This is a genomic window from Specibacter sp. BI4 (assembly GCF_056680095.1).
Genome location: NZ_CM155265.1, coordinates 3,833,966 through 3,853,874 on the forward strand (window position 1 = coordinate 3,833,966; position 19,909 = coordinate 3,853,874).

General features: G+C 61.1%; 21 protein-coding genes. 11 read left to right on the forward strand and 10 right to left on the reverse strand.

Annotated elements, in window-relative coordinates; all coding sequences use genetic code 11:
* Nucleotides 1-58: 58 nt before the first annotated feature.
* Together AC1L6K_RS17335 and AC1L6K_RS17340 are read right to left on the reverse strand one after the other, a co-directional pair.
* Nucleotides 59-1,294, reverse strand: coding sequence for a TIGR01906 family membrane protein (locus tag AC1L6K_RS17335; protein WP_480950073.1), 1,236 nt, complete (start codon nt 1,292-1,294; stop codon nt 59-61).
* Nucleotides 1,295-1,427: 133 nt separating this feature from the next.
* Nucleotides 1,428-2,282 carry an SGNH/GDSL hydrolase family protein gene (locus tag AC1L6K_RS17340; RefSeq protein WP_480950074.1) on the reverse strand — a complete coding sequence of 285 codons (855 nt, stop codon included), beginning with the start codon at nt 2,280-2,282 and terminating at the stop codon, nt 1,428-1,430.
* Between the two features lie 228 nt (nt 2,283-2,510).
* On the opposite strand from AC1L6K_RS17340, the gene AC1L6K_RS17345 reads away from it, so the two are divergent.
* Nucleotides 2,511-3,356 (forward strand): alpha/beta fold hydrolase, encoded by an 846-nt coding sequence (locus AC1L6K_RS17345; protein ID WP_480950075.1) that lies wholly within the window; start codon nt 2,511-2,513, stop codon nt 3,354-3,356.
* Nucleotides 3,357-3,398: 42 nt separating this feature from the next.
* Here the strand turns inward: AC1L6K_RS17345 and AC1L6K_RS17350 are convergent, their stop codons facing one another.
* Complete coding sequence (locus tag AC1L6K_RS17350; RefSeq protein WP_480950076.1) at nt 3,399-4,391, reverse strand: stage II sporulation protein M; 993 nt, start codon at nt 4,389-4,391, stop codon at nt 3,399-3,401.
* Nucleotides 4,392-4,441: 50 nt separating this feature from the next.
* Here AC1L6K_RS17350 and AC1L6K_RS17355 point away from each other — a divergent pair, with 50 nt between their 5' ends.
* From AC1L6K_RS17355 to AC1L6K_RS17395, 9 genes are all read left to right on the forward strand, one after another.
* On the forward strand, nt 4,442-5,245 hold the full coding sequence (locus AC1L6K_RS17355) for an RDD family protein (RefSeq protein ID WP_480950077.1): 804 nt from the start codon (nt 4,442-4,444) through the stop codon (nt 5,243-5,245).
* Nucleotides 5,246-5,805: 560 nt separating this feature from the next.
* Nucleotides 5,806-6,012 (forward strand): Flp family type IVb pilin, encoded by a 207-nt coding sequence (locus tag AC1L6K_RS17360; protein WP_480950078.1) that lies wholly within the window; start codon nt 5,806-5,808, stop codon nt 6,010-6,012.
* A gap of 184 nt (nt 6,013-6,196) precedes the next feature.
* The gene (locus tag AC1L6K_RS17365; RefSeq protein WP_480950079.1) at nt 6,197-6,595 is read left to right on the forward strand and encodes a TadE/TadG family type IV pilus assembly protein; all 399 of its coding nucleotides are present in this window, start codon (nt 6,197-6,199) and stop codon (nt 6,593-6,595) included.
* Entirely contained in the window at nt 6,583-7,554 is a 972-nt protein-coding gene (locus AC1L6K_RS17370) for a pilus assembly protein TadG-related protein (RefSeq protein WP_480950080.1), read from the forward strand. Before AC1L6K_RS17365 ends, AC1L6K_RS17370 begins: the two co-directional genes overlap by 13 nt.
* Before the next feature lie 21 nt (nt 7,555-7,575).
* Complete coding sequence (gene cpaB, locus AC1L6K_RS17375) at nt 7,576-8,340, forward strand: Flp pilus assembly protein CpaB (protein WP_480950081.1); 765 nt, start codon at nt 7,576-7,578, stop codon at nt 8,338-8,340.
* Nucleotides 8,337-9,536, forward strand: a complete 1,200-nt coding sequence (locus AC1L6K_RS17380; RefSeq protein ID WP_480950082.1) for a CpaE/TadZ family protein — start codon at nt 8,337-8,339, stop codon at nt 9,534-9,536. The genes cpaB and AC1L6K_RS17380 overlap by 4 nt, the downstream gene beginning before the upstream one ends.
* Nucleotides 9,533-11,002: a TadA family conjugal transfer-associated ATPase gene (locus tag AC1L6K_RS17385; protein ID WP_480950083.1), complete on the forward strand. Its 1,470-nt coding sequence runs from the start codon at nt 9,533-9,535 to the stop codon at nt 11,000-11,002. Before AC1L6K_RS17380 ends, AC1L6K_RS17385 begins: the two co-directional genes overlap by 4 nt.
* Nucleotides 10,999-11,955 carry a type II secretion system F family protein gene (locus AC1L6K_RS17390; RefSeq protein WP_480950084.1) on the forward strand — a complete coding sequence of 319 codons (957 nt, stop codon included), beginning with the start codon at nt 10,999-11,001 and terminating at the stop codon, nt 11,953-11,955. Before AC1L6K_RS17385 ends, AC1L6K_RS17390 begins: the two co-directional genes overlap by 4 nt.
* Nucleotides 11,956-11,966: 11 nt before the next feature.
* Nucleotides 11,967-12,860 (forward strand): type II secretion system F family protein, encoded by an 894-nt coding sequence (locus AC1L6K_RS17395; protein WP_480950085.1) that lies wholly within the window; start codon nt 11,967-11,969, stop codon nt 12,858-12,860.
* Here the strand turns inward: AC1L6K_RS17395 and AC1L6K_RS17400 are convergent.
* The 7 genes from AC1L6K_RS17400 to AC1L6K_RS17430 form a co-directional block, all read right to left on the reverse strand.
* Complete coding sequence (locus AC1L6K_RS17400) at nt 12,857-13,360, reverse strand: prepilin peptidase (protein ID WP_480950086.1); 504 nt, start codon at nt 13,358-13,360, stop codon at nt 12,857-12,859. The genes AC1L6K_RS17395 and AC1L6K_RS17400 overlap by 4 nt on opposite strands.
* Before the next feature lie 41 nt (nt 13,361-13,401).
* Nucleotides 13,402-14,652 carry a L,D-transpeptidase gene (locus AC1L6K_RS17405; protein WP_480950087.1) on the reverse strand — a complete coding sequence of 417 codons (1,251 nt, stop codon included), beginning with the start codon at nt 14,650-14,652 and terminating at the stop codon, nt 13,402-13,404.
* 155 nt (nt 14,653-14,807) lie between these two features.
* Nucleotides 14,808-16,058, reverse strand: coding sequence for a L,D-transpeptidase (locus AC1L6K_RS17410; RefSeq protein WP_480950088.1), 1,251 nt, complete (start codon nt 16,056-16,058; stop codon nt 14,808-14,810).
* Nucleotides 16,059-16,257: 199 nt separating this feature from the next.
* Nucleotides 16,258-17,052, reverse strand: coding sequence for an MBL fold metallo-hydrolase (locus tag AC1L6K_RS17415; protein ID WP_480950089.1), 795 nt, complete (start codon nt 17,050-17,052; stop codon nt 16,258-16,260).
* 26 nt (nt 17,053-17,078) lie between these two features.
* A complete protein-coding gene (gene ahcY, locus AC1L6K_RS17420) occupies nt 17,079-18,557 on the reverse strand; it encodes an adenosylhomocysteinase (RefSeq protein ID WP_480952815.1) in 1,479 nt (492 codons plus the stop codon).
* Between the two features lie 90 nt (nt 18,558-18,647).
* Complete coding sequence (locus AC1L6K_RS17425) at nt 18,648-18,827, reverse strand: hypothetical protein (RefSeq protein WP_480950090.1); 180 nt, start codon at nt 18,825-18,827, stop codon at nt 18,648-18,650.
* Between the two features lie 37 nt (nt 18,828-18,864).
* Nucleotides 18,865-19,263, reverse strand: a complete 399-nt coding sequence (locus AC1L6K_RS17430) for a DUF3499 domain-containing protein (RefSeq protein WP_480950091.1) — start codon at nt 19,261-19,263, stop codon at nt 18,865-18,867.
* Between the two features lie 67 nt (nt 19,264-19,330).
* On the opposite strand from AC1L6K_RS17430, the gene AC1L6K_RS17435 reads away from it, so the two are divergent.
* Nucleotides 19,331-19,873 (forward strand): metallopeptidase family protein, encoded by a 543-nt coding sequence (locus AC1L6K_RS17435; RefSeq protein ID WP_480950092.1) that lies wholly within the window; start codon nt 19,331-19,333, stop codon nt 19,871-19,873.
* The last annotated feature ends 36 nt before the right edge of the window (nt 19,874-19,909 follow it).

Consider the following 19,909-nt stretch of genomic DNA (forward strand, 5'->3'; position numbering starts at 1 on the left):
GGCCGCCGTCGTACTGCTTTAAAAGCCCTTGCAGTGTGTGCCTGGACAGTCGATGTGGTTAGGCGGCCGCGTCCGGCTGGGCGGCCCTGCGGCCCGGACGCTTGGCCTTGCTGACGGCTTGGCGGCGGTCCTTGGTGGGCCAGGTGAAGGCCAGCGTCAGTGAGGAAACCACCAGCACGAACGCGCCGATGAAGATGCCCGCATCCATCCAGAACTGGCTGGGGAACAGTCGGATCAAGGTGTCGTCGGTGAAGAACGTCCAGGTGCCGTTGGCGAAGAAAATCTTGTGGAATTCCGTGAAGAACTGCTCCCAACCGGCCACGGCCAGCACGCCCAGGGCGAGGATCACGACGAGGGTGGCGATGGAGCCGGCGAAAAGGCCGCGGCGGATCCCGCCGGGGGTGCGCCGTGACAGGTACACCATGCCGATCACCATCACGATCGCCAGCACCAACCCCGCGAGGAACGCCAGGACAATGACGCCCTTGACGTCGGCCATGTGGCCAACCTCCCGGGCCAGGAACAGCGGTTTTCCTGCGGCGTCGACAAGGTCGCCCAGATACCGTGGCGCGGCGAAGTTCAGCAGGTAGTCGATCGTGTAGGAACCGTAGGTCAGCCGGTCGTCGGTGGTGAAGCCAAAGGAGTCTGCGGGGAAGCCGGGGCGGTGGTATTCAGCCCAAAGGAAGACCGAGGAGGTGACCAGGCGGATGGCGAGCACCAACAGCACGATCGGATAAAACACGGCAATCAGCACCTGGAACACGCGTGTCAGCACCGGTTTGGTGTTGGCAGCCTTTTCCCTGGCGGCTTGACGTTTGGCCACGTCCTCGGCCGATGGACGAAGCGTGATCATGCTTGTGGGGGTCCGCTCGACGTGCACCGGGGCGGACGTGTCTGCGGCGCTGATGCTCTTTGTCAGTGTGGCGGCAATCTCGTCGTCGCTGGGCAGGCGCGGCATCCTGCCGGCTGGGCGCATGGGTTCGGGATCGGCGTCGGCGGCACCGTCGATCTTGATCCTGGTGGTTGCACCGGTCGCCGAGGGGCTCGTGGATTGCGCGGTGGCGGTACGACGCGGATTGGTCTTGTCGACGGCACGGAATCGTTCGGTGGCCGCAGGCTTTCCCGTGGCTGCGGGCTGTTCGGCAGCCGACTTTCCCGTGGCCGCGGGCTGTGCTGCCGCAGCTTTCTCCGGTGTTGTGGACCGTTCGGCCGCAGCTTCAGCAGCCCGGTCCGACGGGGTTGTGTTCGGTGCCGCGCTGCCGGCTGATTCCTGGGGCTTTGAATTCTCGGTCACAAGTCGAAAGGATACCGGCCACCCGGCACTGCCGGCCGCTGCCACCCCGCGCCGATGCCAAAATGTCACCAGATACCCAGTCCGCACCCAGCTGGGACAGCAACGCTCCCGGATTGCGGGCACGGGCCGGTGGCTACTCCGCAGGGGGCGGGACCGCGTTGCCAAAGATCCTGCCGTGTTTGGGACGCGCGGAGGCAACCGGTGCGGATGCGTGAGGCGCGGATTCGGGCCGCACCGACACTGGCAGGGCCCTGTCGATCGGTGCCGGCACGGGACGTTTGGCGGAGAACCCGGCACTGGGAGATTGGCGCCGGATGCCGTTGATCACCCAGGGCACAAGATACTCGCGGGCCCAGAGGACGTCCCCTGCACGGGCCTCACGCCAACGCTTCTCCGGGAGCGGCTTTGGCAGCAGCGGCACAAGTGAATGGGGCACATTCAGTGTTTCCAGCACCATGGCCGCCACAGCGTGGTGCCCCATGGACGAAGGGTGCAACCGGTCCTGGCTCCACATCCGCGGGTCATGCAAATTCGTCATCACCCACAGGTCGGCGATCAAGGCGTCGTGGTGTTCGGCAATGCTGCGCAGGTTCTCATTGTAGATGGCAATCTTCGTGCGAAATTGTCCCAGCACCGTTGACCTTCCCGTATCAGGGCCGACAAAGATCAACACATTCACGCCCTGGAAGCTCAGGGTTTCAACCGCGCCGTCGACAATGGCCGCCAATTTATCCGGGTCGGCGCCCGTGTGCAACAGGTCGTTGCCGCCTGCCTGGAATGACACCAGGTCCGGTTTCAGTAACAAGGCCCGGCCCAGCTGGCTGTCGACAACCTCGTGCAGCACCTGCCCGCGGACGGCCAGGTTGGCGTAGGCAAAGTCAGCAACACCAACACTGAGCTCCTCGGCAACACGGTCCGCCCAGCCACGATACGCCCCGGGACTGCGCGGATCCGGGTCGCCCAGGCCTTCTGTGAAGGAATCTCCCATGGCAACGAATCGGTGCCATGGGTGGCGTGGCAGCATGCGCGGTTGGCCGCTTCCTCCTCCGCCTTCGGTTTCGAGTCCCATGACCCCATACTCCACCTATCCGGGGCTGGACGGCAGCACGGGTTTTTGCGCAAGCCCGGGTACGTGTCCTCCAGCCCCAAATACACGTTGACAACCGAGCACGTCAGTCAAATACTCAAGGCAAGATGTGTTTAGCATCCGTGACCGGTGAGGACTGCCCTGATGGAACGTATAAATGGCACGGGAAACTCTGGCAGGGTGAAAGAAGTCAAGGTCGGCGGGCTGGCCGGTCGTGCTTCCGGCGTCTTCGATGGACGGCCGCCGCTGGTCCTTTTGCACGGCTTGTCATTCAACAGGGAAATGTGGAACCCCGCCTTGGATCTCCTGTTTGAATTGGATCCCGAGCGCCAAATTCTGGCTCTGGATCTCCCTGGGCATGGACAGTCGGATCCGGCGCCGCGCTACGAAATCGAGGCCGTGGTGGGAATTGTTCATGGCGCCGTGCAAGAGGCCGGTTTCGTTGAACCGATCGTGGTTGGACATTCCTTGGCCGCCATTGTGGCCACCGTCTATGCCGCGACGCTTCCGGTTCAAGGCGTCGTCAACGTGGATCAACCCCTGCAAACCGCAGGGTTCGCCGAGCTGCTGCATTCGCTGTCCGAACAACTTATGGGCCCGGGTTTTATGAATGTCTGGCAGGGTTTCAATGCCAGTTTCCATCTGGAACTCCTTCCCGCGGAAGCCCAGGAACTCCTGCGCAACACGTGCCACCCCACACAGCAACTTGTCTTGGGTTATTGGCGCGAGGTCATGGACCAAACGCCGGAATTCCTGCGCCGCATGACTGACACCATGCTCGGGGAGCTTCGGGCCAAGGCGGTGCCCTATCTGGTCATTGCCGGCACCGAACCCGAGGCCGCTTACCAGCAGTGGCTTGCAGAGCGACTGCCACAGGCAACCATCGAGGTTTACCCGGCAAGTGGGCACTTCCCACACCTTGCCGATCCACACCGTTTTGCAACAGTGTTGGCAGCTACGGCCCCCGCCGCATGAGGTGCTGCGTCCCTGACGGACAAGCCAGCCCCAGCGGCAGCCTCAGGCCGAGCGGACGGAGGCTCCGGCGTCGTCCGCGGAAATATCCCCCGTCTCCCCTGCGCGCACGGCCCGGCCACCCAGGATCAAGGTGTAGGCCCAGTAGCCGGCCAGGACCAGGGCACCGATGGTGATCTTGGCCCAGACCGGCAGCGGGCTGGGCGTGACGAAGCCTTCCACGAGTCCGGAAACAAAGAGGACCAGCACCAGGCCGGCGGCGACGGTGATGAGCGATCGGCCTTCACGGGCCAGCGAATTGAGGCGGGTTTGCGCGCCTGGGCTCACCCACGCCCAGAAGATCCGCAGACCGGCGGCGGCGGCGATGAAGATTGCGGAGAGCTCCATGAGGCCGTGCGGCAGGATGTAGCTGAAGAACACGTCACCACGATCAAAGGCGAACATGACCCCGGCCGTCATGCCGATGTTTTGGGCATTCATGAAAATTGAATACGGGATGAAGACCCCGGTGATCCCAAACGCCACGCATTGGGCGGCAATCCAAGCGTTGTTGGTCCAGACCGCACCGGCAAATGAGGCCGCCGGGTTTTCCGAATAGTAGGCCACGAAGTCGTGGTCGACGAGCTGCTGCAGTTCCTTGTCGCTGCCCATGGCCGCCATGACGCCGGGATTGCCCGCCGTCCACACGGCAAACAAGGTCCCGATGACAACAAAGACAGCGCCAATAATCACCGTCAGCCACCGCAGCCGGTAGAAGGCGGCGGGCAGCGAGATGACAAAGAACCGTGCGGTATCGACAAAGAAATTAGACTTGGCGCCCGTGAACCGGGTCCTGGCATTGGCGAGGGTCGCGGACAACGAGGCTGACAAGGCGCTCTCCGCCGCCACCGAACGGATCAAGGACAGCTGTGCCGACACGCTTTGGTACAGCTCCAGCAGCTCGTCGGCCTCGGCACCGCTCAGGCGCCGCTTCCGGGCAAGCAGCTTCAGCCGTTCCCATTGCGGGCCGTGCACTGTTGTAAAGGCATCCATGTCCATTTGCCCCAGCCTATCGGTCGTGGGCACCGCAGCGTGGATAGACTGGTTGAATGTCCGCCATCATCACCGGCGAAGCCGTCGTCCTTGAGCTTCGGCCCGCATCTTTTGCCGCCCGTTCACTCGCCACCGCCATCGACGTCCTGGCCACCCTCCTCGTTGGTGTGGGACTGTTGCTGCTCCTGGCCGCGCTGCCCTTTGTCGTTGACATGGCCGCCGTCAGGGCGATCATGCTTGTTGCAGTGGTGGCATTGCTTGTCATTGTGCCCATCACGGTGGAGACGCTCAGCCGCGGCAAGTCGCTCGGGAAGCTTGCCATGGGCCTGCGGATTGTGAGGGACGACGGCGGGTCCATCCGATTCCGCCACGCCCTGATCCGTGCTTTGCTGGCAGTTCTTGAAATCTATATGACGTTGGGCTCGCTGGCCTGCATGGTGTCCTTGTTCAACGAAAAGTCCAAGCGCCTCGGTGACATGCTGGCCGGAACGTACGCCATCCGTGACCGCGCGCCCAAGACTGTTCCGCTGCAGGTCGCGGTTGCCCCGCAGCTGGCCCAATGGGCGGCCCTGGCCGACATTGGCCGCATGCCCGACACCCTTGCGCGGCGCATCTCGATGTATCTGCGCCAAGGCCCGGCCATGGCCCCCGCCTCACGCCATTCCTTGGGCGTGGAACTGGCGAATGAGGCAAGCCTTTACGTCGCCCCGCTGCCAGCCGCCGGAACCGACCCGGCAGTCTTTCTGTCGTCCTTGATTGCCGAACGCCGTGAGCGCGAATTCAAGCGCATGAGCGTTGCGGCGCAGCGGGCGGCCTCGGTGCGCGGACAGCTCGAACGCCACGGCGTGCAGGCCAAGTAGGTAGAACCAGTAGCGCCATCCAGCAAGCAAGAAGTGCCTGAGTGGCGCCCTGATGCGTAACAAGTACCTGCTCAATTGCGATGCTGAAAACTGGGCATTTTGTGCCCCGAGGCTTCCGTCTGCCCTCCCAATCCGCGTACTCGGATGACAAAATAGAGTACTCATTTTGGGTAAACCAAGTACCCGGAAACCCTGATGTCGTTTTTGGCGCCCAACACCCCATTTTTCATCCAACGACATCGTAGAAGCGAGCCGTCGGAAAGCGCTTCCCGCCTTTGTTTGAGTGGAACTCTGCGAGGATTCCAGGCCCAGAAAAAATGGCCCGAAAACTAGAAATCCACCACTCTAGACGGGGCCGCCGGCATAGCGTTTAGTTGTTCTCAGCCGGGGGAAAAGATTTCACCGGGTTTCAAATGAAGTACCAAAGCTGGTCTCAAGGTCTCTCGCAAGGTCTCATTAAACGGTCTCTCAAAAGCCTGCATATTTGGTCTCTCGCATTCCCCTTGGACCTGCCTACGGTCTTCGACCAATTGGTCACTCTTATGAAAGCAGACAATCCAATGTTGAAGTTCTACGTAACCTTGCAGTCCATGTTCATCGCCGGCACCGACCGCTTCCGCAGCGACAACGAGAAGGGCGCAACCGCAACCGAGTACGCGCTGCTCGTTGCCTTCATCGCCCTGGTGGTTGTCGGAGGTGTCACCGCGTTCGGCAGTGAGTTGAATGGCTTCTTCAACGAATTGAGCGAGAAGGTGAAAGCGTTCTAGTAACGCTCATCTACCCGTTGGTTGGTGCGCCACATTGTGGCGCACCAACCAACGAACACAATCCTTTCCGCAACATTACTCAACTGTTGCAATTCAAAATAATGATTCAACTATTCGAGCTGTCGGGTGCGGTCCACTAATTACGGACCCGGTGGAATTGACCAACAATTTCTGGGGTGGCGTAATGAAGAACCAACAATCAGAAAAAGGCGCGGCGGCTGTCGAATTCGCCCTCGTGGTTCCTTTGCTAATCTCCCTCATTTTCGGGATCGTGCTCATGGGTGCCGCCTACAACGCGCAGATCACACTCACTCAAATTGCCCGGGCCGGCGCCCGCAGCATGGTGATCAATGGCAACCCCGGAACTGCGCGGACAGCCGCCATGGTCAATGTAGTGGGCCTGTCTGGTTTCAATCCCAGCAGCAACATTCAGTTTACTTCTGGCACGTGCCTAGCCGGCACTGTGATGACGGTGACGGCCACATACCAGGTCCCCGTTCCATTCAGCCCTCCGGGCTCCACCATTCTTGGCAGCAACCCAATTACTCTGACCGGAAAAGCGAGCATGCGATGTGGCGGTTAGCAGCCCTGCGGGTGACAACTCCCCGCAACACCAATCCTGAGCACGGCGCCATCAGCATCCTGACAGCAGTCTCCATGGTGGTGTTACTTTTTGTGGTCGCCCTGGTGGTCAATGTAGGAATCTCCTACACAGAAAAGGCGCAGCTGCAAAATGGTGCCGACGCGGCGGCCCTGGCCGTTGCTAACATGTGCGGTGACCGGGCCACCACCACTCCCTGCGCGGCAGGCGTGGTCGATGCCACTCTGCAGGACGAGGCCAACAAGATGGTGAATGGCAATTCCAATGACGGCAGCAGTTCTGTGGTGCTGACCATGGGTACTGGAACCGTCACAGCTACCGTGTCAACTGTCAGCAGCGACGGCAACAAGATCGTCCTGCCCATCTCCGGCGTCAACGCAACAGTCAGAGCGCTTGCCGCCGCCAGCTGGGGCGGCGTCAAGTCTGGAGCTCCAATCCTCCCACTCACTATTGGTGCCTGTGAACTCAATCCCATGGACGGAACCGACCGGGTGCTGGTGGTCCACGGAAACCAAAAATGCGCGGCCTGGAACACCTCTTCCGGACTCAACATGCCTGGTGGTTTTGGCTGGCTCACAATCGACGGTGGATGCCACCCCACAGTCACGATCAACGATCCATGGGCGGATTCCGACAACGGAAACAGTGTTCCGAATGCTTGCAAGTCCTTATTCACCACCAGTCTCGCCGGCCAAAGCGTCTTGATACCGATTTTTGGATTCGCGGACGGCACCGGAGCCAACGGTAAATACAAGATCATCGGGTGGGGGGTCTTTGTCGTCAAGGGGTGGAATTTCCCAAGCCTGACATACAACTGGACGGCTAACAGCAACGTCAAAGGTCTCTACGGACATTTCATCAAAAAGCTCACCTACGAGGAAGGCTTCACCTTCGGGGGCCCACCTGAATTCGGCGCTATAGGCGTCTCACTAACCAAATAAACAATTGAATGGGGCAACACCATGAAAACACGCCTTCTGGGGGGCATCGCAGCAATAGTATTAGCCATTCTTGGCACTGTGATGTTGGTCAGTTATGTAAGTGGCGCCGATGCTCGCGCAGCGGAAGGAACCGAAACAACAAGTGTTGTGGTGGTTCTGAAGGAGATCGCAGCCGGCACCGCGGTCTCAAGTTTTGGGGATGCAGTATCCACGAAATCCATTCCCAAAAATTTGGTGGTGGACGGGGCGTTGACGGACCTCAAATCGGTCCAGGACAAGGTTTCCGCCATGAAGCTGCTCCCGGGCGATCAGGTGTCTGATCTCCGCCTCTCCGATGCCGCAGCCTATACAGGGAGCAATCCCATCAAGGTTCCCGACACCATGCAGGAGCTGAGTTTCTCCGTTACCGCCGATCGGGTGGTGGGTGGACAGCTCAAGCCGGGCGACAATGCCGCATTGTTCCTTTCGTACAACGCGGGCATCGAACCAGGTACGGGTGAAATCCCCGCGACACAATTGACCCTGCGCAAGTCGTTGGTCGTTTCCATGCAGGCCGCAGTTCAGGGCGCTTCAGATACTCCTGCCGATGGCAGTACACCGGCCCCCTCAACGGCGCCGGAGACAGTTGGACCGGCCAGTTGGGTAGTGACTGTGGCTCTCGCCCCGGCAGACGCCGTCAAGTTGGTGCATGCCGCAGAATTTGGGCATGTTTGGGTAGCCAAGGACGTGTCCGGGGCAACCGGTGCATCGCCGGCAACGCTGTTCAAGGGAGATGTTTTAAAATGAGCCGTTTCAACGTCATCACCACTGTCCCAGAGTTTGAGCGGCGGGTACGGTCAGCAGCCAGTGGAACGTTGACTGGAACAGTGCAGTCCATTCCCAGTGTTCCTTTCCCCGCCGGCCCCGAGGAAATTTTGGAAAGGCAGACCGGAGAGCCCCTGGAAGTCATTGTGGTGGGTCCCGGTGTCCCGTTGGACAAGGCCATCAAGTTGGCTTCCGTATTCGATCTCATGTTCCCGGAAATCAGCGTTCTACTTGTTCACGAGACCACCGAGGCCCTTGCCCTGCAAGCAATGCGAAGCGGCGTACGTGACCTGCTCAGCCCGGATGCAGATGTCGATACGATTCGGGTCATGCTGGAACGTGCCAGCCTGGCCGCGGCCAGCCGTCGACGCGGGATGACGCCGGCTCACGAGCCGGAACGCCAGCAGGGCCGTGTCATTGCCGTCATGTCACCCAAGGGCGGCGTTGGAAAAACCACTGTCTCGACGAATCTCGCCATCGGCTTGGCCAAACTGGCACCAATGTCGGTGGTCCTTGTTGACTTCGATGTCCAGTTCGGTGATGTCGCCTCGGGACTGCAACTCAACCCGGAACATACCCTCTCGGATGCCGTCAACGGTGCTGCTGCCAATGATTCCATGGTCCTCAAGGCCTACTTGTCCGTCCACCCGTCCGGCATCTATGTTCTCGCCGCGCCAATAAGTCCCACTGAATCGGAACATATCAGCGGGGAGCAGGTGGGACGGGTGCTGTCCCAATTGGCCTCCGAGTTCGCTTATGTGGTGGTCGATTCCTCCCCCGGCCTGGGCGAGCACGTCATTGCCACCCTGGAACGGGCCACCGACGCCGTATGGGTCTGCGGCATGGACATCCCCAGCATCAAGGGCCTCCGGGCGGGCCTCGGCGTGCTTCACGAGATCGGCCTGGTGCCTCCGGGGCGTCACGTGGTGCTCAACTTTGCTGACAGGTTCAGCGGTCTGCGGATTCAGGACGTGGAGGAAACCCTCGGAATCCCTGTGGATGTGGTGCTGCCCAGGTCACGGAGCATACCGCTTTCCACCAACCGCGGTGTTCCGCTGCTGCAGGACAACGCCCGCGACGCTGCAGCCAAAGGCTTGCGCAAGCTCGTTGCGCGCTTTGATCCCAAACTGTTGGCCCAGCCACAGAAGAAAGTACACAGGAGGGTGGTCATCTCATGAATCTCACAGAACGTCTTGCCGCCGTACGCGGAGAAACACCCAGTCCCGTCCAACAGATGCCGGCGCCAACGGCCCAAGCCACGGCAGGCTACCCTCATCCGGGCTTGTACCTTCCACCCAGCTCCGGCATTGAAGGTCAGCCGGGATCGGGAGAAGCTGCCGCCAGCCGGCAGCCTCTGGCGGACGGGCTGGCCGGGCTCAAGTCCCGCGCCACCGAATCCCTGTTTGAAAGGCTCGGTGCCCGGCTCAGCGATCCCACCATGGGCGAAGATGAGCTCGACAAACTTGCAGCCTCGGAGCTTGCCGTCATCATTGCCGAAGAGCAGGCTGCGCTCTCAGGCGAGGAGCGGCGCCGGCTAATCAAGGAGGTCTCCGACGACGTCCTGGGCTATGGCCCACTCCAGCAAATGTTGGACGATCCGACCATCACCGAGATCATGGTGAACGGTACGGACGCCATTTACATTGAGCGTCTGGGACAAATTACCCGGACATCACACCGCTTTGCCAACGAGGCCCAGCTGCGCAGGGTCATTGACAAGATAGTCTCCAGGGTGGGCCGCAGAATTGATGAGTCGTCTCCCCTGGTCGATGCCCGATTGGAGGATGGCTCCCGCGTCAACGTGATCATTCCGCCGCTTTCGGTCAACGGACCAACCATGACCATCAGGAAGTTCAGCCACGTTCCACTGACAGTCCAGAACCTCATCGACTTCGGGACGCTCTCAACGGAAATGGCTGAGCTGCTCAATGCCTGTGTCTGGGCGAGAATGAACATTCTGGTTTCCGGTGGAACTGGCACAGGAAAGACAACGCTCCTGAATGTCCTGTCTTCCTTCATCCCGCCCACCGATCGCATCATCACCATTGAAGATGCTGTCGAGCTGCAATTGCAGCAGGAACACGTGATTCGCCTTGAGAGCCGGCCACCCAACATAGAAGGAAAGGGTGAGGTTGCCATTCGCGATCTGGTCAGGAATTCCCTGCGCATGAGGCCCGACCGCATTGTGGTGGGTGAGGTTCGCGGGGGTGAAAGTTTGGACATGCTCCAGGCTATGAACACCGGCCACGATGGCTCCCTCTCAACTGTTCACGCCAATTCCCCAAGGGACTGCATCGCCCGTCTCGAAACGCTGGTCATGATGGCCGGGATTGAGCTCCCCCTCCGGGCAATTAGAGAACAGGTCTCCTCCGCTGTGGACTTGATCGTCCAAATCACGAGGCTGCGCGATGGCACCCGCCGCGTCACCCATGTGACAGAAGTTCAAGGGATGGAAGGCGACGTGGTCACCCTCCAAGACGCGTTCCTCTTTGACTATTCAGCCGGCGTGGATGCAAACGGCAGGTACTTGGGCAAACCAGTTGCCACGGGAATCAGGCCACGGTTTGTGGAGCGGTTTGCTGACTTGGGCATTCAGATCTCACCGCATATATTCGATGTTCCTGTTGAAGGAATAAGACGATGAATCCGGCCTACATCGCTGTCGGCGTTCCACTTTGCCTGACTGCACTCCTCCTTCTCGTGTTTGTGGTGTTCAAACCCAAACACGGGAGGGTCTCCAAGGAACGGTTGGCCAACAGTCAACAAGGCGCCAGACCAGGCCAGGCGGATAAGAAACTTGGGCAAGTCACAGAATCAACCATTGATGCCATCAATGGCTTGCTCGACCGCCGGGGCGTCCGCTACACCACCGGCACGGCGCTGGAACTGGCGGGAATCAAGACCCGCCCGGCGGACTTCATCATCTGGGTCGTCTCCGCCACCGTGGTGGCCGTCCTGGTATTCTTCTTGCTGGAAATTCCAGTACTGGGTTTCTTCATGTTGCCCTTGATTCCACTGCTCGCATGGGCCCTGGTCCGGATCAAGACGGACCGTCGCAGGTCTGCTTTTAACGACCAGCTCGGAGACACCCTGCAACTGCTCTCCGGTGGCCTACGCGCTGGTCACAGCATGATGCATGCCATCGATGCGGCGGCCGCTGACTCCGATGCCCCCATGTCAGAGGAACTTTCCCGAGTGGTCAACGAGACCCGCCTGGGCAGGGACACCGGCGATTCGCTCCTTTCAACCGCCACCCGGATGAAGAGTGAGGATTTCAGCTGGGTAGCCCAAGCCATCGAGATCAATCGAGAGGCCGGCGGAGACTTGGCAGATGTATTGGATCATGTGGGCGACACCATCCGAGACCGCAGCCAAATCAGACGACAGGTGGAAGCCCTGAGCGCCGAGGGCCGCATGTCAGCCCTTGTCCTTTTCTGCCTGCCTTTCGGGGTAGGGACCATCATGTTCTTCATGAATCCAAAGTACTTTTCCGTTCTCTTCGAGTCATTGCTGGGAATTGCATTGATTATTGTTAGCGCCGTGTTGCTGGGTGTGGGCGCCCTCTGGCTCCGAGCCGTCGTCAAGATCAAGTTCTAGGGGGAAATCACATGTCACCCATCGCATTTGCAGCGATCCTGCTCATAACACTTCCGGTTGGCCTGCTTCTGTTTCAGGCCCTCGCGGCTGATACCGGAACCCGCAAACTCGTCCGCCAAAATCTCCTGACCGGCCCCGCGCCGGCCAAATCCAAAAAAGTCAAGACGCCCAACGATAACCTCAACGAAATTGCGCTGCGGTTGGCACCAAAATCGTACGTCGGCTGGCTCAACCAGTTGCTCCACCGTGCCGGACGTCCTGCTGAGCTGCCGCTCCAGCGCTTGTTGGTTATCAAGCCCTTGCTGGCTCTGATGGTTCTTCTGGTCGGATTCCTGTTCTTTTCCAGGGACCCGGGGAAACTTGGCCTTCTGCTCTTGATCGGAGCCACAGTCCTTTCGTATTTCACTCCCGACGTCTTGCTTGATTCGAAAGCCAAGACGCGACAGGAAGCGATCACGCTGGAGCTCCCCAACACCTTGGATCAAATGCTCATTGCGGTGGAAGCCGGATTGGGATTCGAATCGGCCATGGGCCGGGCTGCTTCCACAGGCAAGGGGCCGCTGGCTCTTGAGCTCAAGCGAACCATGCAGGACATCCAGATGGGCAGGACCCGGACTGATGCTTACTGGGCCTTGGTGGAACGAACCCAGGTTAAGGATCTGAAGTCATTTGTCAGGGCGGTTATCCAGGCTGACAAATACGGCATTGCTATCGGCCGCGTTCTACGGACCCAAGCCGACGAACTGCGAATGAAGCGCCGCCAGCGGGCCGAAGAAAAGGCCATGAAGATTCCGGTCAAGATCCTTTTCCCGCTGATCTTCACCATCCTGCCTGTGCTGTTTATCGTGATGCTCAGCCCGGCCATCATCGGCATCGTGAACCTCTTCACCAGTGGCGGAATCTAACCCACCACCAGCGCCACCAGCGCACCGGCAAGCATGAACGGTCCGAACGGGATCTGTGTCTTGCCGGTGCCTTTGCGTGTGACGATGAGCGCCAGGCCCCACACCGCGCCGAAGAGGAACGCCAGCACAGTCCCCCACAACAAGGCGTGCCAGCCGATGAAACCCAGGTAGAGACCCAGCACGAAGGCCAGCTTCACATCCCCGTACCCCATGCTGGACGGGGAAACCAGCCGGAGCACCACATACACGGCCCAGCTCACCACGGCGGCGAGAACAGTGCGCAAGGCGGCTCCGCCGTCGAGCATGAACAGGCTGGCCGACACCAGCAGCACCCCGGCGACTGCGGCCGACGGGAACACGATCCGGTTGGGCAGCAGCTGGTGCTTGATGTCGATCACGGTCAGCTGGGCCGCCATCACCAGGTAATACAGGCCGGCAATCAGGACCAGCCAGAAAGCCACCGGAGTCTCGGTCCACAGGTCCCGCAGCAGGGTGATCATAGGCCCGATGCTACGTTATGGACGCCTGCCGTGCGTTACCGTTACCGTGAGGCGTACTGCTCGAACGGAATGTTCCAGTCACCAAATCCGTCGGTCGGGGCGATTGTCTCGTTGGGTGTGCCGACGGTGTTCACGAGGTCGCCCGGGCGCATGTTTTCAAATACCCAGCCTGCACCCTCCGCCGACAACCCGATGCAGCCGTGGGACAGGTTCGCAACACCCAGGTACGGCATGGCAGATTCGGTGGCCTGGTGGATGAAGATGCCGCTGTTGGACAGGCGGGTGGCGAATTCGACGTCGACCGAACCATAGTCTCCCGGGTCGCCGGGCTTCAGGCCGATGCTTGCGGCCTTGAACGTTGCGTACCGCTGTTTGTCGGCTGTGACCACCATGGTGCCGGATGCCGATGGGAAGTCTGGATCCCCCAAGGTGGCGGGGAAGGTCTGTGCAACCTGGTCGTTAATCAGGATGCTCACGCTCTTGCTTGCCGCGTCAGCCTCCATCACGACCTTGTTGCCAATGTTGACGTTGTAGTTCTTGTTGAAGTTGGCGATCATGCCGTTGCCAATGTCCATGCCCAGCAACTGCATGTCGACATTGATCTGCGAGTTGGCGGGCCAGTAGTCGGCGGCACGGTAACGAACCAGCTGGTCCGTGTACCAGTGGAATGCCCCCACCTGGCCGGTGCTGGTGGTGACCTTGATGGCGTTCTCCACGGCTTCCTTGTTCACCACGGGTTCGCTGAAATTGAATTCCAGCGGTTGGGCCACGCCCACTGTTGAGTCGGCGCCCGGGTACAGGACCGCGTCAGCCACGTGCGATGCCGGAACGGTGTTGAACGTGCTGACCTCGGTGCTCTTGGCCCCTGCAGTGTCAGTGACGGTGACGTCGAACGTGTAGGCAGTGTCAAATTTCAGGGGCGTCGTTGCAGTCCATTTTTTGCTGGCGGGATCCAGCTCGCCGTCGCTGACGGCGCCTGTGGCTGTTTCCTTCAACACCGCCTGGTACACGGTGCCGTTGGCTACCTCGGCAACCACGTCTGAGACCGGATTCACGAAGGTTGCGCCCGTTTCAGGGCTCAGTGCAATCGTGGCCGGGATGGCGGCAACAGTGGGTGTTGGTGGCGCCTCGGGGCTTGCGGACGAGGTGGAGGCAGGATCAGGGGCAGTGCCGGCCGATCCCGGTACCACGGAGCAGCCGGCGCCGCCGGCCGCGATGCCAAAAGCAACCAGGGAGACCAAAGCGACCCGCCAACCGCGACGAGGTGTCCGGGTCTCTCTCAACTGAGCCATGCAATCTCCCCAATTCGGTGGATTTATTCCACAATCGCCAACAGTGACGCATGCAACGCCAACTTATCATTTTACGCCATGGGCACAGCTGAGGGGGCCGCCCACCACTACGACGGCGTCACATTTCCATAACCAATGGGTGTCCGGCGGTAGTTCTACCGCTGTGCGTACTCGGCGAAGGGGATGTTCCAGTCACCAAAACCGTCAGTGGGCGCAATGGTCTCATTGGGGCTGCCCACCACGTGGACCAGGTCGCCGGTGCCCATATTGCTGAACACCCAGCTGGCACCCTCAGCCGACATGCCGATGCAGCCGTGCGAAAGGTTGACCTTGCCAAGGAACGGAGCGGCGCTGTCGGTTGCCTGGTGGATGAACTCACCGCTGGGCGTCAGGCGCGAGGCGTATTCGACGTCGACCTCGCCGTAGTTCGCAGGGTCGCCGGGCTTCAGGCCAATGGTGGAGGCCACAAAGTGGGCGTACCGCTGTTTGTCTGAAAGCACCACCAGATAGCCGGACGCGGAGGGGAAGCGCTCATCCCCCATGGTGACGGGGTATTGCTTCACCAGCGCGCCGTTGATGTAGATGCTGGCTTGCAGATTCGCGGCGTCGGCCACCATTTCCACGCGGTTTCCAATCTGGACGACGTTGGTCTGGTTGAAATTGCCGATCTGTCCTGCACCAAAGTCAACGCCGAAGAGCTTCATGTCGACGGTGAGCTTTGTGTTTGCGGCCCAGAAATCTTCGGCACGGTATCTCAGCAGGGTGTCCGAGTACCAGCGAAAGGCGCCCTTCTGGCCGGAGGAGGCCGTAATGGAGATGGCCTTTTCCACGGCTTCCTTGTCGGTCACCGGTTCGCTGAACGTGAATTGCAGCGGTTGCGCCACACCAACTGTGGTGCCCGTTGCCGGGAACATGGCCAGGTCGGCTTCGTTCGACGCCGGCACCGTGCTGAAGGTGCTGACGGTTGTGTTGCGGTCACCATTCTCGTCTTCGGTGGTGACGTCGAAGGTGTAGTTGGTGTCAAATTTCAGCGGCGCGCTGCTGACCCATTTGCGGCCGCTGACAAACAGCTCGCCGTCAGTGTTTTCGCCTGTGGCTGTTTCCTTCAGCACGGCACTGTAGACAGTGCCGTTTTCGGCCAAGGCCGTGACCTCATCAACCGGGTTGACGAGGGTGGCGCCGGCTTTGGGGGCCAGGGCCAGGTTCACGGGCTTCGCCGCGGGCGTGGTTTGGTCCGCCGATGGCGATGCGGTGGCTGTCTGGCCGGCTTCGGAAGGCGTCGTTGGCTGCCAGGGGTGTGCCGTTGCCGCGCCGACGCCACCGGCGGCAATGGCCACGGTAATCGCTGCGAACAAGGCAATCTTTAAGCCCCGGCGGGGTTTCCTGGACTGATCCGGCTGAGGCATTCGTACTCCCGCTTGGTGGGCTGTCCCACAAGGTTGGCGTCTGTGTCTGGTGGTGTTGCCGTCCAAATCTTACGCCTGCGCGACGGGAAATGCGGTCTCATTCCCTTCCGAAACAGCCGGAGCCCGTATTTTTCCGGCCCAGGAAGCTTGTCAGTTTTCGCTCCGCAGATGGCTTGGTCCGGTCCTCCGGCGGGGAGTCTCAGCCGTGCAGGTATTCCAGCTGCGCCTGAACGGACAGCTCCGCTGCCCCCAGCACATTGGCCGGCACGTCGGCGTACACCACGGCAACCACGTCGGCGGCGCTTGGCTCGGCGCCGTGCTGAGTCCGCAGGACTTCGACAGCCGCGCGCACCTGGGCCAGCCGCTCCTGTCGGTGGCTCTGGTACCCCATCACCGCGGCGGAGAGGTCCGCCAACACGGGCCCGTGCCCGGGCAGGGCGGGCATGGAACCCGTTTGGGAGCCAAGCCGCGCCAGCTTCTCCAGCGATTCCAGGTAGTCCCCCAGCTTGCCATCGGGGTGATCCAGCACCGTTGTCCCCCGACCCAGCACCGTGTCTCCGGTCAAGACCAAGCCGTGGCCGCCGTCGTTCTTCACCACAAAACAAAGAGAATCGCTCGTGTGTCCCGGGGTGGCGAGCACCTCCATGGTGAGCCCGCCCACCTGGATGAGTTCGCCGTCGTGCAGGGCATTTGCGCCGTGGCAGAACTCCGGCAGGGCCGCGCGCACGGGGGCGCCCGTCAGCTCATGCAGCTGGGCGCTGCCGTCCGTGTGGTCGCCGTGGTGGTGGGTCACGAGGATCAGCTCCACGGCACCCGCCCCGGCAAGCTCGGCGAGGTGGCCCTCTTGCAGCGGCCCCGGGTCAACCACGACGACGCTGGCGGCACCGGGAGCGGCCAAGACGTAGGAATTTGTCCCGTCGAGTGTCATCGGACCGGGGTTTTCGGCACGCCTGCGCCGAACATTGTCTCCTACGGTTTCCCAGCGTGAGGTCATGGCGTCCTTCCAGCGGCAGCGGCGCTTCAGTAGCGGTAGTGGTTGGGTTTGTACGGTCCCGCCGGATCCAGGTCCAGGTATGCGGCCTGTTCCCCGCTGAGCACCGTCAGTTGGACGCCGAGCGCGGCCAGGTGCAGGCGGGCGACCTTTTCATCGAGGATCTTGGGCAGCACGTACACCTCGTTGCCGTACTCGGACGCGTTGGCCTTGGTGAAAATTTCAATCTGGGCCATGACCTGGTTGGTGAAGGAGTTGGACATGACGAAGGACGGGTGGCCAGTGGCGTTGCCCAGGTTCAACAGCCGGCCCTCGGACAGGACGATGATTGAGCGTTCCGCAGCGGTGCCGGCATCGAAAACCCACTCGTGGACCTGCGGCTTGATCTCAACTTTTGCCACGCCGTTGACCTTGGCAAGGCCGGACATGTCGATTTCATTGTCAAAGTGGCCAATGTTGCCGACGATTGCCTTGTTCTTCATCCTGAGCATGTCGGCGGCCATGATGATGTTTTTTCCGCCGGTGGCCGTGATGAAGATGTCGCCCTGGCCAAGCACGTTCTCCAGCGTGGCAACCTGGTATCCGTCCATGGCTGCCTGCAGCGCACAGATGGGGTCAATCTCGGTGACGATGACCCGGGCGCCCTGACCGCGCAGCGCCTCGGCCGAACCCTTGCCAACGTCGCCGTAACCGCAGACGACGGCGACCTTGCCGCCGATGAGCACGTCGGTTGCGCGCATGATGCCGTCCGGCAGGGAGTGGCGGATGCCGTACTTGTTGTCGAACTTGGACTTGGTCACGGAGTCGTTGACATTGATTGCCGGGAAGAGCAGCTTGTCCTCAGCTGCCAGCTGGTACAGGCGGTGCACGCCCGTGGTGGTTTCCTCGGTGACACCGTGGATCCGGCCGGCGATGCGCGTCCACTTGTTTTTGTCTTGCTTTAGGGATTCGCGCAGGACGGCCAGGAAAACGGTGCCCTCCTCCGACTCATCCTCAGTGGTGTCCGGGACTTTGCCGGCGGCCTCAAACTCGGCACCCTTGTGGACCAGCATGGTGGCGTCGCCGCCGTCGTCCAGAATCATGTTCGGTCCCTGGAGGGAGGCCCCATCCGCGTCCTCGCCGGCTGCGGGCCAAGTGAGGATTTGCTGGGCAGTCCACCAGTACTCCTCCAGGGTTTCGCCCTTCCAGGCAAAGACCGGGACGCCTGTGGGATTTTCCGGGGTTCCGGCGCCAACCACAACCGCAGCGGCTGCCTCATCCTGGGTGGAGAAGATGTTGCAGGAAGCCCAGCGGACCTCGGCACCCAACGCCGTCAGTGTTTCAATGAGGACGGCTGTCTGCACCGTCATGTGCAGGGATCCGGCAATGCGGGCGTCCTGCAGTGGCTGGATGTCGCGGTATTCCTCGCGCAAGCTCATCAGGCCGGGCATTTCAAACTCGGCGAGGCGGATCTGGTGGCGTCCGGCTGCGGCCAGGGAAATGTCTGCAACCTTGTAGTCGGACGGCATCAGGGTCACTGGGGTGGAATCGCTCATGAGAAATCTCCTTTGCGGGTTCGGTAGTGCTCTCTGCTGGTGCCGCCTGGCTACGTCAAACGTTTAGGCGGTGATTTGTTCGGGACGCAGCAACAAGGCAATGCCTTCGTCGATCGTGTACCGGAGGGGAATTCCATCCGGCCCGTTCACTGTGCTGACAAGTTCTTCGCCCTCTTGGACAAGTGTGGACCCGGTGACAGGGCAACGCAGCACCGACATCAACTTTTCGTTAATTTTCGCCATGATTTCCGTTTCCTGAATTGTTCAAGCCCGCAATGGATTAATCGCGCAGAATGCGCAGGTGGCCGCGTCGGCCGGTGTTTGCGCTGCCCGGTACGTGGACCGGAGGTTCGAGGCTGCCCCGGACTTCACGCCTGGCTGCACCGGCGTCGACGTCGTCAGGGTCGGCATTTGCGGCTTCCCGCACGGCGTCGGCCAAAGCGAGGAGATCGTCCGGTCCCGGCATGGGCGGCTTGTCTGAACGGGCCAGGTGGATGACTTCCCAGCCCAGGGGTGCTGTCAGCCTGGCAGAATGCTTGGCGCACAGGTCGTAGCAGTGCGGCTCGGCAAAGGTTGCCAAGGGCCCCAAAACAGCTGTTGAATCCGCATACACGTACGTCAAAGTGGCCACGGCCGATTCACGGCAGGCGGATCTGGTGCATTGACGAAGAGTTCCCACGGTTCCCAAGACTACCCTTACCGCGTCGATATTTCCCCTTGCCCGTTCCCGGGCTTACAGTGAAATGATGAAGTTCAATGCCCGACACAGCGAACAATCGTTCACCGTGTCCCTGGATCCAGAAGATTCCGGTCACGACCAGCCGGCACCGGCCAAGGGTCGCCCGTTCCTGCGCCGACGCCGCGACAGGCATGGCCGGGGGCTGCGCGGGGCGCTCGTGCCGGCTTCACTGCCTGCATCCCGCACCCGCAGCGAGGAGTTTGAGGACCTTGTTGTCGATTCGGCCGACCGCCTGCGCACCCTGTGGCCGGACGCGCTGGCCACCGTTGAATACGTGGTTGACGAGGTGCCGGACCAGCTGGAAGCGCTCATCGCGTCGGGGGCCCAGGCACCCCTGGGCAAGTACACACTCGGGACTCCCGCTGCCGGGGACACCCCTGCCACGCCAACCGTCATAGCCATCTACCGGCACCCCGTTGAAGTGCTGTGCGATACTCCCGGTCAGGTGCGCGAATTGGTGCACGAAGTGATGGTCGAACAGGTTGCTGGTTTGCTCAATATCGAACCCGGAACCGTTGATCCCCTGTTCCGCCGCTTCCGCGGCCACTGACGCACCCAGTTCCAGCCGATTTTCGACTCCCACCGC